Source organism: Gemmatimonadales bacterium (assembly GCA_036265815.1).
In the GTDB taxonomy this organism is placed as follows: Bacteria; Gemmatimonadota; Gemmatimonadetes; order Gemmatimonadales; family GWC2-71-9; genus CAVVWJ01.
Genome location: DATAOI010000034.1, coordinates 1 through 13,065, shown reverse-complemented (window position 1 = coordinate 13,065; position 13,065 = coordinate 1). Strand labels below are relative to the sequence as shown.

Annotated in this window: 11 protein-coding genes; 5 read left to right on the top strand and 6 right to left on the bottom strand. The window is 68.1% G+C overall.

The genetic code is table 11. The annotated features are described in order from the left end of the window. Positions 1-1,647 (top strand): galactose oxidase-like domain-containing protein (locus VHR41_07200; GenBank protein HEX3233967.1); only part of this gene is annotated, 1,647 nt, incomplete at its 5' end. A 129-nt stretch (positions 1,648-1,776) separates the two neighbouring features. Next, positions 1,777-2,118, top strand: a complete 342-nt coding sequence (locus VHR41_07195; GenBank protein ID HEX3233966.1) for a DUF3175 domain-containing protein — start codon at positions 1,777-1,779, stop codon at positions 2,116-2,118. Here the strand turns inward: VHR41_07195 and VHR41_07190 are convergent. Beyond that, entirely contained in the window at positions 2,115-2,807 is a 693-nt protein-coding gene (locus VHR41_07190; GenBank protein HEX3233965.1) for an alpha/beta family hydrolase, read from the bottom strand. The genes VHR41_07195 and VHR41_07190 overlap by 4 nt on opposite strands. A gap of 2 nt (positions 2,808-2,809) precedes the next feature. Next, a complete protein-coding gene (locus tag VHR41_07185) occupies positions 2,810-3,295 on the bottom strand; it encodes a BON domain-containing protein (GenBank protein HEX3233964.1) in 486 nt (161 codons plus the stop codon). 169 nt (positions 3,296-3,464) lie between these two features. Between VHR41_07185 and VHR41_07180 the strand changes: the two genes are divergently transcribed. Together VHR41_07180 and VHR41_07175 are read left to right on the top strand one after the other, a co-directional pair. Next, positions 3,465-3,998, top strand: coding sequence for a DinB family protein (locus VHR41_07180; GenBank protein HEX3233963.1), 534 nt, complete (start codon positions 3,465-3,467; stop codon positions 3,996-3,998). Beyond that, positions 3,995-5,707, top strand: coding sequence for a DUF885 domain-containing protein (locus VHR41_07175; protein HEX3233962.1), 1,713 nt, complete (start codon positions 3,995-3,997; stop codon positions 5,705-5,707). The genes VHR41_07180 and VHR41_07175 overlap by 4 nt, the downstream gene beginning before the upstream one ends. A 319-nt stretch (positions 5,708-6,026) precedes the next feature. Here VHR41_07175 and VHR41_07170 read toward each other — a convergent pair whose 3' ends face one another. Together VHR41_07170 and VHR41_07165 are read right to left on the bottom strand one after the other, a co-directional pair. Further along, on the bottom strand, positions 6,027-7,886 hold the full coding sequence (locus VHR41_07170) for an invasin domain 3-containing protein (protein ID HEX3233961.1): 1,860 nt from the start codon (positions 7,884-7,886) through the stop codon (positions 6,027-6,029). 290 nt (positions 7,887-8,176) lie between these two features. Further along, positions 8,177-8,716, bottom strand: a complete 540-nt coding sequence (locus tag VHR41_07165) for a hypothetical protein (protein ID HEX3233960.1) — start codon at positions 8,714-8,716, stop codon at positions 8,177-8,179. 228 nt (positions 8,717-8,944) lie between these two features. Here VHR41_07165 and VHR41_07160 point away from each other — a divergent pair, with 228 nt between their 5' ends. Further along, complete coding sequence (locus VHR41_07160) at positions 8,945-9,817, top strand: LuxR C-terminal-related transcriptional regulator (GenBank protein HEX3233959.1); 873 nt, start codon at positions 8,945-8,947, stop codon at positions 9,815-9,817. On the opposite strand, the gene VHR41_07155 is transcribed toward VHR41_07160, so the two are convergent. Then, a complete protein-coding gene (locus VHR41_07155; GenBank protein HEX3233958.1) occupies positions 9,814-11,409 on the bottom strand; it encodes a hypothetical protein in 1,596 nt (531 codons plus the stop codon). The genes VHR41_07160 and VHR41_07155 overlap by 4 nt on opposite strands. Positions 11,410-11,548: 139 nt before the next feature. Further along, the coding region (locus VHR41_07150; protein ID HEX3233957.1) for a phage tail sheath C-terminal domain-containing protein at positions 11,549-13,065 on the bottom strand (1,517 nt) is incomplete at its 5' end.

The window sequence follows — 13,065 nt, the reverse complement described above, 5'->3', positions numbered from 1 at the left end:
GTTGCAGGCGGCGCGGGCGGGAGCGGCATGGTCAGCTCGAGCCCGGCCGGGATCAACTGCACCATCACCGGAGGCTCGGCGGGAAGCTCGGGCTGCTCTGCGACCTACGGCTCCGGTGTATCGGTGACGCTCACCTCCACGGCAGGTTCAGGCAGTTACCTCAAGGCCTGGTCGGGTGCTAGCTGTGACGTCAATGGAAACGGAATCGGGCAGAACAGCGGTACCTGCGTGGTTGCCATGAGCCAGGCCCAGTCGGTGGTGGTGAGCTTCGAAACCGACGCGACCCAATCGGTGATGGGCACCTGGTCCTCGCCGCTGGCGTGGCCGGCCGTCGCCATTCACAGCCATTTGCTCCCCAACGGTGTCGTCATGACCTGGGGCCGGATGGATCACAATCCGGTCCTCTGGGACCCGGGCAATCCGAATGTCTTCGGCAGCGCCGCTCGTCCCGCTGACTTCTTCTGCAGCGGTCATGCCTTCCTGCCGGACGGCCGGCTGCTGGTGACCGGCGGTCACAGCGGCACCGACAATCTGGGCATCAAGACTGCCTACCTTTACGATTTCGCGACCAACACCTGGACGCGCGCACCAGACATGCAGAACGGCCGCTGGTATCCCAGCACCACCACCCTCGCGAACGGCGAGATGCTGACCATGGCCGGCAGCGACACCGCGCAGACCGGGAACCTTATCCCGGAGGTCTTCCAGACCACCAACGGCACCTGGCGCGTTCTGACGACGGCACAGAAGCCGCTCCCGCTTTACCCCATGGCATTCGTTGCTCCGGACGGCCGCGTGTTCATGGCCGGTCCGGACCAGGCCACTCTGTATCTCGATACCAGGGGCACAGGGACGTGGAGCAACGGTCCGGTGAGTAACTTCGGCAAACGCGATTATGGATCGGCGGTCATGTACGACGGAGGGAAGATCCTCCTGGTAGGCGGCGGCGGCACACCCACCGCGACGGCCGAGGTCATCGACTTGAACGCCGGGACCGGGTGGCGCGCTCTTACCAGCACAATGTCCGTTGCCAGACGTCAGATGAACGCCACGCTGCTGGCCGACGGCAAGGTACTGGTCACCGGAGGCAGCAATGCGACCGGTTTCAACGTCGCGCCGACCGACAGCAAGGTGCTCGGGGCGGAGCTCTGGGACCCGGCCACGGAGAAGTTCACCAGCCTCGGCCGGATGAGCCACTATCGGCTCTACCATTCCACTTCCTTGCTGCTTCCGGACGGCAGGGTGCTCTCGGTGGGAAGCGGACAGCCGGCGGCGACCGGGCTGACGGACGACTACACCGCGGAGATTTTCTCCCCACCTTACCTGTTCAAGGTGGACGGAACTCCTGCCGATCGGCCGAATCTCGACAACGTGCCACTCAGCGTTGGCTACGGCGGGGCGATTACGGTGACGACGGCCGATCCGACCGGAATTGCCAAGGCCACTTGGATCCGCCTGTCCTCAGTGACGCATTCGTTCAACCAGAACCAGCGGATGAACGTCCTCAGAATCACGGCACGAGGGACCGGCACCATCACCTTGCAGGCTCCGGCCAATGCGAACCTCGCCCCGCCGGGGCACTACATGCTCTTCCTGGTGAACTCCAGCGGGGTGCCCTCCCTGGGGAAGATCGTGCGGATCTTCTGAGCAGAGCTCGAGCTTGACGCACACGGCCGCTCCGTCGAGCGGCCGTGCTGTTTTCGGGACAGGCGTGACCCGCCGCACCGCGCCATCGATTGAGAGTCCCTTACGCTGGGTGCTCGACCGGAGGACTATATGCCCAAGACATCCCACGCCAAGCGAGCGGCAGCACGGAAATCGACAGCACGACGCCCGACAGCACGACGCTGGTCCAAGCGGGTCACCGAGCGGAGCAACGCGCTCGACCTCGAGCCGGCCGTCTTCAAGCAGCGCAGCGCGAGGCAGGTCGCGCTGTCGTTGAAGCGATCGGCCGAGCGGAGCGGACGACGGAAGTCGGAGCCGTTCCGCTCGGCGATGTCCATGCTGAATCTTTACATCAATCGCGCGGGCAAGAACCTGAGTCCGGAGCGGAGGCGCGTCCTGGAGCGGGCCAAGGGCGAGCTCCGAAAGGTGTTCCGCCGGGAGCCGGCGCGCTAACGCCGCCGGCTCAACGGCGACTCGAGGGCCGCGAGGTGGTGAAGGAACCAGTCGCGGGCGAGCACGGCCACACGCTCGAGCGCGCCGGGCTCCTCGAAGAGGTGGCTGGCTCCAGGCACGATCTCGAGCCGAACCTCCGCCTGCATCTGCCGCATCGCCTCGCGATTGAGCTCGATCACCACGTCGTCGTGCCCGCCCACCAGCAGGAGCGTCGGCGCCCGGACCCGTGGCAGCGCATCGCCCGCGAGGTCCGGCCGGCCACCCCGTGACACTACCGCACTCACGCCTTCGGGACGCCGAGCCGCCGTGACGAGCGCCGCGCCGCCACCGGTACTGGCGCCGAAGAGCCCCAGCGGCAACGCGCGGGTGGACGGCTCGCGCGCCAGCCACTCGAGCCCATCGACCAGGCGATCGGCGAGCAGGCCGATGTCGAAGCGGAGACGGCCAGTCGCCAGATCGGCCTGCTCCTCGCTGGGCGACAGCAGGTCCACCAGCAAGGTGGCGAGGCCGGCCTCACGGAGCACTCGGGCGACGTACCGGTTGCGGGGGCTGAAGCGGCTACTCCCGCTTCCGTGCGCGAACAAGACGATGCCCCGCGCGTCCGGCGGAACGCCGAGTGTTCCGTCGAGCGTGACGGCCGCGGTCGGGAGACTCACCTGCCGCTCGAGCGCACCCCCGGCACCCGACATGTTCAGTCCGGCCGTGGTCCGGCGAACGAGCCGGCCGACGTCTCCCGCACCGTCAGGTGATTGACCACTCGCTCGACTCCCGGAACCCGGCGAACGGCGCTAAGCATGTCACCGACCGCCTCGCGCGAGACCTCTCCGCGAAGGGTGACGGTGCCGCGATCGGCTGCGACCTCGATCGCGCCCGCGCGATCCGTCCAATGGCCGAGATCCGCCCGCACTCGCGCCACCAGCTGCTCGTCGTCCACCGTCTCATGCCGCAGCCGGCCGCGTGCCTCGGCCACCATGCCGGAGATCCGGTTGCGCGCGTCCTGCACGTCCTGCCGCAGCTCATCCCGGCCGGCGCGCATGGCGCGGGCGGTGCGGTCGCGGACTACGGCCCGGCGGCGGGCACCGCCGCGGGGGTCCAGGAAAAACATCAGCGCGCCCCCGATACCGAGGCCGGTCAGGAGCGCGAGGGTCACGTCGGAGCTGGATCGTCTTTTCGTCATCGTATGCCTCCCGCACTGTGCGTGCTCACGGCACGCTGGTCGGCCCCCATGATGACGGTGCTGCCGACCGCGACCCGTGACAGGGCTCACAGTGGCACGTAGAGGCGGGGACATCCGTATAGATTGGACCCACGGATGTCCTCTGCCACGCCTTTGCAAGGATCCCCCCATGCGGACGCTCTGCCTTGTGGTTGTCACCGCCGCGCTGCTCCCTGGAGCCGCGCTCGCCCAGTCCTCGTCCAGTCCCGTGTCCGACGCGCTCCGCCACGAGGCCGAGCGCTCGCAGAAGAACCTGGTTGCCGCGGCGGAATCGATGCCGGCGGACAAGTTCGGCTTCAAGCCGACCCCGGCGCAGATGAGCTTCGGCGAGATGGTGCTGCACGTCGCGGGAGCCAATGACTACATGTGCTCCACCATCTCTGGAACCAAGCCGCCGGCCGAGCCCAAGCTGCAGCCGACGGCCAGCAAGGAGACGCTCGTCGCGCGGGCCAAGCGCTCGTTCGAGTTCTGCAACACGGCGCTGGCCAAGCTCACCGACGAGGGGCTCAGCGAGACCGTGCCCTTCTTCGGCGGGCGTACCATCAGCCGCGCCGGCGCCGTGCTCGACCTGGTAGCCGACTGGGCGGACCACTACGGCGCGTCGGCGATCTACTTGCGGCTCAACGGCATCCTGCCTCCGACCGCAAAGAAGGGGTCCGAATGAGGCGTCGGTCTCTGGCCCTGGGCTTGTTGGCTCTCGCCCTGGCGGGGGGTTGCCGGCCCGCGCCAAAGGCCGTGGCCCGCGGTGGAGACTGGGACCAATTCGTCGACCGGTTCCTCGAGGCGTACTTCGCCGCGAACCCGGGATTCGCCGTCTACCAGGGGCGGCACGACTTTGACGGCAAGCTGCCCGACTGGAGCGAGGCCGGGCTCGCCAGTGCGGTCGCCCAGCTTCGCGCGGCGCGCGACTCGGCGATGGCGTGGGACACCACGGGCCTCGACGCGCCGCGCCGGCTGCAGCGGCAATACCTGGTCGACGTCATCGAAGGCCAGCTCTTCTGGCGCGACGAGGCCAAGTGGCCGACGAAGAACCCCACCTGGTACGCCGACAACCTCGATCCCAACGTCTATATCGCCCGACCCTACGCCGACCCGACGGTACGAGCCCGTGCGCTCACGGCCTGGGCCCGCGCGGTGCCGCGTGCCGCCGATCAAATCAAGGCGAACCTTCGGCTGCCGCTTCCCAAGTCGTACGTGGCGATCGGCCGGATCCGCTTCGGGGGCCTGGTGGGCTTCCTGCGCAACGACGCGCCGAAGGCCTTCGCGAGTGTGGAGGACAGCCCGGTACGCGCGTCGCTCGATTCGGCGTTGACCGCGGCCGCCGAATCGATGCATCGGCTCGACCAGTGGTTCGCCTCGCAGGAGAAGACTGCGGTGGACAGCTTCGCGATGGGTCCCCAGCTCTTCGCGCGGATGCTCCATGCCACTGACAGAGTGGATGTCCCGCTGGATCGGCTCGAGGCCCTCGGCCGTGCGGATCTCGACCGCAACATCGCGGCGCTCAAGGAGGCGTGCGCGGCGTTTGCCAAGGGACAGGCGCTCGAGGCGTGCGTCGAGAAGGCGAACGATATCAAGCCCGCGGGCCCCATCGTGGAGGCCGCGCGACTGCAGCTGGATTCGCTCGCCGCGTTCGTCCGGGCGAAGGATCTGGTGACGGTTCCCGGCACCGAGAAGGCCCAGGTCCACGAGTCGCCACCGTACCAGCGTTGGAACTTCGCGTACATCGATCCGCCCGGACCCTATGACAAGGGGTTGCCGAGCGTCTATTACGTGGCGCCGCCCGAACCGTCCTGGTCGAAGAAAGAGCAGCACGACTACCTGCCGGGGCGGGCCAATCTGGAGTTCACCAGCGTGCACGAGGTCTGGCCCGGCCACTTCGTCCAGTTCCTCCACTCCAATCGGTCGGCGGACAAGTTCGGCGCGGTGTTCGTGACCTACGCCTTCGCGGAGGGCTGGGCCCACTATGCCGAGGAGATGATGTGGGAGGCGGGCCTGGGGAACGGGAGTCCCGAAGTGCACATCGGCCAGCTGCAGAACGCGCTGCTCCGCGATGCCCGCTATCTCTCGGCCATCGGGATGCACACCGGGCATATGACCCAGGCGCAATCGGAGCGGCTCTTCCGGGAGGACGCCTTACAGGACGGGGCGACGGCGCGGCAGCAGGCGGCGCGGGGGACGTTCGATCCCGAGTATCTCAACTACACGCTGGGCAAGCTGATGATCCGCCAGTTGCGGGCGGACTGGACGGCGACGCACGGTGGGCGCGGGGGGTGGAAGGCGTTTCACGACCGGTTTCTCTCGTACGGAGGGCCGCCGGTGCCGCTGGTGCGGGAGGCGATGCTGGGGGTGGGGGCGGGGGCGGCGCTGAGGTAGGGAGGGCTCCAGGCCGGTGAGGCTCGCGCCTTCAGTGTGCGTAGCGCGGAGCAAGCCAGTACTTGGTGGGCAACGGGTTGGTGCAGCTCCTGGCCTCGGTCCTCACTGCCAGCCTTGACTCTATCCTCCTGTTTCGGCTGGATGCCCCGCTCACTTTGGCAGTACTCGCCATTGTGGGGCTCTACGCCGCGGTCGTCACCAGCGCTTCGCGCACACCACCGCGCGCGACATCGGACGCAGTGAGAACCTAGCTGGCGGTGAGCTGGTGCGCGCTCGCGAGTAATGGGATGTGCGCGAAGGTGCCGTCCGGAGTGCCCCCCTAGCACCCCGCGAATGGGAACGGCACCACGATCTGAAACGCGTTCCCCTTGATCGGCGTCCCGTCCAGCGTGATATCGATCCGGAACACCCCCACGCTGAGATCGAGCCGCGCGGTATACGTCCCATCCCCGTTGTCCGTCGGGGTGATCGTCGACGATCCCTGATTCACCCGGATCCGGAAGTCGTCCCCTCCCCGTTTCACCAGATTGCCGAACTCGTCGAACGCCGTGATCGTGATCGTCGCCGGCAGGTTGCGGAACTCGACACAGGCAGGCACCACCGCCCGCGACGTCGCCGGAGCCGCGTCCCCCGCCTCCACCACGCTCGCAAACGGCGAACCGGATAGCGCCGTCCCCGACACCTTCACCTGCACCTGATCCGTGCCCGCTTTCTCAGGCGTGTACGCGGCCGTGTAGCGCCCCCCGCCCTGGTCCGAGGGGCTGAACGAATTCCGCGAGTTGGCCCCTGACACCGACAGCGCGATCGCACCCGCCTGGCCCGACACGTCATTGCCCTGCGCGTCCCTGAGCCGCATCTCGATGGTCGTCGCCTTCCCCGCAGTGCCGTTCGGCACCGTCGCACTGCTGCGCGAGGCGCTGGGCGCGCCGGCAGACACGGCGATGGTTGCAGTCTGGGTCACGCCCGTCCCGCCGATTGTGGCGGAGACCAGGCGGTTCCCCGGAGTAGTCGCACTCAGCACACCCGTCGTCGATCCATTGCTCCCGGTCGGAGCTGCCGGCTGGGTCAGCGTATTGCCCGGGCCGGTGGCCGACAGGGTGACGTCCAGGCCGGGGATCGGATTGTCGAACCCGTCGCGCGCGGTCACCGTGATCGTGCTCTTGCTCGATCCGCCCGACGCCGTGATGGTCTCGGGCGCGGCGCTCACCTTGCTCTTCCCGGCGCTCACCGAGCCGGGCGTGCCCGTGGCGGTGAACACTACCGGGCTGCCGCTCACGTCGAGCCCCGAGAGGCTGGCCTCGAGGGTGTTGGCCCCGACCTTCTGCCCCAAGGTCCAGCCGCCGGCGGTGGCCACGCCGTCGCTCCCGGTCACCGGATTGGCACCGTCCAGCGATCCGCCGCCCCCGGCCACCTTGAACGTCACCGGAATGCCCTCGAGCACATTGCCGTCCTCGTCGCGCACCACCACGGCCGGGCGGGTCGCCACTGCCTTGCCCACCTCGGCCTCCTGGTCGCTGCCAGCCGCCGCTTCGATCGCCCCCGGCGCCCCGACCCCGACCGCCACGCTGGCGGTGGCCGAAGCAAAGCCATCGGCGGCAAAGATGAGGCTCCGGGTACCGGGCGACCCCCTGATCGCGAGATCGACGAAGGCCACCCGCCCGGCAGCGTCGCTGCTGGAGGTCGTGCCGCCGTCCAGCGTGCCACCCCCGGCAGAGATCTGGGCCGTTACCACCACGCCCTCGCGGGCGATGTCGTTGCCGCTGGCGTCCTTGAGCTGGAGCACCGGCTGGGGGCTCAGCGGCACGCCGGTTGAGGCGGTGGCCGGCGGCGCCACGCTAAGGGCAAGCCGCGCGGCCACGCCCAGCGTGGTGAACCGCACCGGGTCCGGAGGTGTCTCGATCCCCAGGAGCGCGGCGGTGGTGCCGTAGGTGCCGATATCGGCGCCCAGCACCCGCTGAGTGCCGGCCCGTCCATCGGACGAAGTCACGCTGGTCGGCGGGCTTACGGTGCCTCCCCCCTCGGCGGTCCAGGTCACCTCGGACCCGGCGACCGGATCGCCGAACCCGTCGACCACCCGCACGACCAGCGAATCTCCCAGGGGCTCGCCGATGGTTCCGCTCAGGCTATCGCCCCGGACGACCACGATTTGGGAGGGCTGGCCGTGGTTCGGCAGGACCAAGTCTCCTCCCCCGCAGCCGGCGAGGGCAGCAAGGAGGAGCGAGAGCGATGCACGCAGGCGCGGGGCAACTCTGAGAGTCATCGGATCGAAGGGAGCGTCGATGGTCGCGATTGACAGCCTGGAAGGCTCGGCGATATGCCAAAAACCTTACCACAGCGGACGCGCCAAGGCCAGGACCTCGAGCCTGAGGTCGCGATCGCTCCCACACAGCCAACCGCCGCCGAGTGGCGTAGGCTCGGCGGCGTATCAAGTCATTCCCCCTCCTTTCCAACTCCGCTGAGGTAGCGCCTCTACGGCTCTTGCTGCAAAGCCAGCTGCATGGCCGGATCACGGCTGATCCGCCGAAGGATCGTGGCTCGATCCGAGGCGCCCAGGAGCGGGGAATCGGCGAGCATCTCGGCGCGGTGGCCGAGCTCCCAGACCTGACGCGGGTCCTTCTGCTCCTGCGCAATCCACGCGGCGTCGAGGTAGGCCAGCGCCGCCTCGCGCAGGTCCCCCCGGGTCAGGGCTTGACTGGCGGCGGCAGCCATGTCGTTCCGGGCTCCCGAACGGTCACCGGAGGCGTACGCGAGCGCTGCGGCGTCGCGCAAGCAGGTGAACCCGACCGGATCTTCGGCACCCCGGAGTGCCGCGGAGCGGCGGTACAGAGCGGCCGCGTCACGCCAGCGGTGCGCGGCGACGAGGGTGGCCGCAGCGTTGTGGAGACTGTCGGCCTTGGCCGCGCTCACGACCGTGGGAAGGCGATACTGCGCCGAGGCGGCGGCGGGCAGACCGAGGGTCGCGAGCAGCACGCCGGCTAGGGAAAGTCGGCTGATAATTGAAGGACTCATCGTGTACCCCCCTGGACGGAACGGTCTGCTGCCTATGGCATGCTGCCGGGATCACCCGTCAACCTGCCCCCCGCCGTGGATTCCCGCAGGGGACGTTCGTCCCATGATTTCGCCAGGCTTGGGAGGAACATTCACGGAAACTTCACGCCGGGTACCAAGCGTAGTGGGTCAACACTCACGGCTCGGCTCATGGACCTGGCGGCACTCGTTGGAGCAATCGAAGTCCTGATGTCTCCCCTCGAGTGGGGGAGCCGCGACGCGTGGCTCGCCGAGAGCGTTCAGCGGGTTCGGGAGGTGTGCGGCGTCCCGGGGCGGGAGCTACCTGCGGATTCGATTGGCGGGCTCGAAGCGCTGCTGCATGTCCCGAACGACCACCCGGGGTGGCTGTGGGCGGCCTTGGAAGGCCCCGAGGGGGGACTGCGGGACGTGCGCTGGTCCCCCACCGTGGAGGGTTCCGAGGCCTGGCTCGTCGTCGTATCTCTCCGCTGCGCACTCATCGCCGGCCTCGCGACCCTGCACCGGCTTCGCGCCTGGCGGAGCACGCTCGGTCAGGCGTTCGACGACGTGGAGACCGGCATGGCCATTTTCGGAAACGAGGGGCGCCGCGAAGTCGCGCGGAACGAGCGCCTGAACGAGCTGCTCCAGGAGGAGCTCGCGCGCGACCGGTTGCTCGACCACATCAGCCGCCAGGCAGCCCAGGCCGCATCGTCCGAGCGCCAGCGGGAGGACGCGCAGGAGTTGGAGCTGCCGGGCGGCTTCTACCGGTTGTCCGCGAGCCGCGTGGCGGCCGGCACACTGTTGACCGAACCGGGCGTGCTGGTCCTGGTGGACCGCCTGACCGCGGCGCTTCCGACGACGCAGGAACTGCGAGTCACCTTCGGACTTCGGGGCCGCGAGCCCCAGGTCGCGCTGCTCGCGGCGGAGGGGCTGTCGAACGCGGTGATCGCCCAGCGGCTCCGCTTGAGCGCGCACACGGTTCGGCACTACCTCGAGCGGGTACTCGACCGGCTCGGCCTCCATACGCGGAAGGCGCTGGCACTGCACCTCATGGGAGGCGGCGGGGAGCGTCCGCAGCTGCCGAGTCGGCGGCCGGCTCCCTAGAACCGCGACGCCGTCAGCGTCACATCCGCCGTTGCCCACGCTTTCCGGAATCGCCCATCCACCTGCTGGGCCTCGGCGGTCTTGCCTTGGGCCTTGAGCGCCTGCTCGAGTCCGAACAGTGCCCAGCCGTTCTCGGGGAACCGCTTCAGGTCCTCGCGGTAGACCACTTCCGCCTCGGCCGGACGGCCTGCACGGAGCAAGACGGCCCCGAGCGAGTGCCGGATGGGGTAATACCAGCTCGGCGGCTCGAAGTAGAGGATGCCGTCTTCCGTCTTCTTGGCTTCCTGGAAGTGGGCGATGGATTCTTCCAGCTGTCCCTTTCGCGCGGCGATCTCTCCCATGAGCGCGTGCCGGGCGATGTCGAACACCGGCTTGTTCTCTGCCGAGGCGGAGTCAGCCAATCGCTTGACCACCTCGAGCTCGGCCTCGGCATCGGACGACTTCCCGGTCGCCGCGAAGGCGACGCCGCGGGCGTAGTGCGCGAGGGCGCTCGCATACGTGAGATCCGGCGGGGGCAGCGGCTGTTTGAGCACCTCATCCCAGCGACCGAACGTGACCAGCGTCAGGTCCAGGAAGGGCACGAACGTCTGCACCATCGGCACCTGGCGGGCGACCTGCATATCGGTCTTCGACAGCAGCCCCTTCGCGGCATCGATGGCTTGCGCGCTTCGGCCGGCCATCGTGGCTGCGAAGGAAAGAAAGTGCAGGTTATGGGGATAGTAGGCGATGGGGTAGACCCCGACGGGATGCTGGTCCTCGATGTACATCACGTCGGTATGAACCGCGTGCACGTTGCTCTCGATCGCGTCGGCGTAGCGCCCCAACCGGATGTAGATGTGCGCGGGCATGTGCACCATGTGTCCATCGCCGGGCATCAGTTTCGCCAGCCGCTCGGCGCAGGCCAAGGCCTTCTGCGGCTGCACGGCTTCGACCGCGTGGATGTAATAGTGGCACGCCCCCGGGTGCAGCGGATTCTTTTTCAGCACCCGCTCGAGCTGGGCAACGATCTCCAGGGTGCCGGGGTAGGGCTCCCCCGAGGGCTGCTTCCAGTAGTTCCAGGGCCGCAGGTCCATCATCGATTCGGCGTAGAGCGTCGCCGCGTCGAGGTCGTCGCCATACTTCGCGACCAGCTTGCCCATGGCCCGCGCGTACGCCGAATCCAGCCCGGCGCGATTGGCCGGCGGCACCGGCGCGTACCGCGCGGCCACCGCGCGTACGTAGGCCTTTTCCCGTGGGCTCGCATGGGAGAGCTGGGCCAACGCCTTTTGCACGGCAGCGTAGGCGGCCGCACTGCTGGCGGAATCGGTTGGCGCATTGACGTGAGGGCCATAGGCCAGGGCGATTCCCCAGTAGCACATCGCACAGGCGGGGTCGAGCCGGGCGGCCTCATTGAACGCGCGGATCGCTTCCGCATGGTTGAAGCCGAACACCAGGCGCAGCCCCTGATCGAAGTACTGCTGGGCCGCGGGGGCTCTGGTGGTGATTGCGTGGTGATGGTTGCCGAGGTTGGTGTACAGTGGGACGGAGTCGCCCGGCGATGGTCCGGGCGGAGCGGCGACCAGGATGAGCGCGGCCAGGTGCAGCGGATACACGGGGACCCCCTCTGTCGAGGCCAGAGGTTGGCGCGATCGGTCGGCCTCGGTGAGCCGATCTGCTCTTCTATAACTCCTTACTCCGTGCTTAGCTAGGCTCCTGCCACCCGCAGGCTTCGGTGAGTGCCTGTCCTCACGTCTATTGATCCGCATGCTCCTGCTGGATCCGGATGATCACGAATTCGGCTGGCTTGAGCGGCGCAAAGCCGACCAGGATGATCAACCGGCCCGTCTCGATGTCGTCCTGCGTCATCGTCTCGCGGTCACATCGGACGAAGTATGCCTCCCGTGAAACGGCGCCCTGGAAAGCGCCCCGGCTGAACAGACCATGCATGAAGTCACCTACCGTCATGCGCACCTGAGCCCACAGAGGTTCGTCGTTCGGCTCGAAGCTGGCCCACCGCGTGCCGCGAAGGAGACTCTCCTCGATGTAGAGCGCGAGACGTCGTACCGCGACGTACTTCCAGTCCGAGGCCTGGGTATCTGCTCCAGCCAAGGTCCGCCCGCCCCAGATGACAACGGTCTCGGGTGGAAACATACGAATTCCGTTCACCGCCCGCGGGTTGAGCATCCCGTTTTCGGCATTACTCAGCGGATACACCGGCTCAGCGCTTCCCAGCAGTATGGCGTCGCTGCCGGCCGGAGTGGTCCAGACACCATGCTGGGCATCTGTCCTGGCGTAGATGGCGGCTACCATCCCGCATGGCGGGAACGCGGTCGGCTGATTGCCGTTCAGCGGATCCGGCAGCCGTACCCGCGGGAAGTAGAGCGCGGCGTTGGAGGCGTCTTCTCCTGTGAGGCCCAGACTGTCCAGTCCGGTGTTCGGGTCCAGGACCTCCGCCGGGGTGTTCCACGTGGACGGTGGGTCCACGATCAGCATGGCCCGCCGGGCTCGGCAGTAGGCCAGCGCGGGCTTCAAGGTTGCGATGGGGTCGAGGTCCTTCGTCCGGCTCAGCGGGGGGATGCACAGGATATTGAACAGGTCGGCCTTTTCCAGCGCCCAAAGACCTTCCTGGGCTGCCTCCAGGCCGCTGCCCGCGATCTCGCTATCGGTACTGGCGGTACCATCCGGCGCGTCGCTCACCCGGACAATGAGCGCCTCACTGCCACCGTTGAGGAAATACTGGTGCACCGCATAGCTGAGGGTGCTCTCCAGCGATAAGCCGCCGAACTCTCGCTCATACTCCGCAAAGGTCCGGACGGGTACCGGGTCGTTGAACCTCCCGAAGGCTGCGCGACCGACGAATGCGGTGATCGAGGTCGGGACGCCCGAGATTGTCCTCGAGGCGTTGCCGGCGCCCCCGAACGTCAACTCGCTCTCATCCAGCCCAAGCACCACGGATCTGGATGCTGGGGGCCAGGGAACGGTCACGGTCAGGGCGGCTCTGTCAGGGGACCGGTACGTCACCGTCACCTCGCTGCCGGCGGGAGGGCGAGCACCCCGCTCACCCTCGCCGAACCGTATCCTCGCCGCCCCGCCCTCATCGGCCTCGAGGACATAGGTGCGCTCACCCACTTCTTCCGACGATCCCGGGGAGGCCGGTTGCCAGGCGATACCGTCCACGGTCACCACGCTGGAATCGCTGGACAGGACGTGGCGCACGATCTGGCCGAGCTTCCGTTGGGCATCGAGCGCCGCCACGCCGGTGGCCTGGT

Bases quoted from the DNA above. Each gene is read 5' to 3' on its own strand.
- VHR41_07180 (HEX3233963.1), top strand. From the start codon at position 3,465: ATGCGGACGCTCTGCCTTGTGGTTGTCACCGCCGCGCTGCTCCCTGGA.
- VHR41_07165 (HEX3233960.1), bottom strand. From the start codon at position 8,716: ATGAGTCCTTCAATTATCAGCCGACTTTCCCTAGCCGGCGTGCTGCTC.
- VHR41_07190 (HEX3233965.1), bottom strand. From the start codon at position 2,807: ATGTCGGGTGCCGGGGGTGCGCTCGAGCGGCAGGTGAGTCTCCCGACC.
- VHR41_07160 (HEX3233959.1), top strand. From the start codon at position 8,945: ATGTCTCCCCTCGAGTGGGGGAGCCGCGACGCGTGGCTCGCCGAGAGC.
- VHR41_07195 (HEX3233966.1), top strand. From the start codon at position 1,777: ATGCCCAAGACATCCCACGCCAAGCGAGCGGCAGCACGGAAATCGACA.
- VHR41_07175 (HEX3233962.1), top strand. From the start codon at position 3,995: ATGAGGCGTCGGTCTCTGGCCCTGGGCTTGTTGGCTCTCGCCCTGGCG.
- VHR41_07185 (HEX3233964.1), bottom strand. From the start codon at position 3,295: ATGACGAAAAGACGATCCAGCTCCGACGTGACCCTCGCGCTCCTGACC.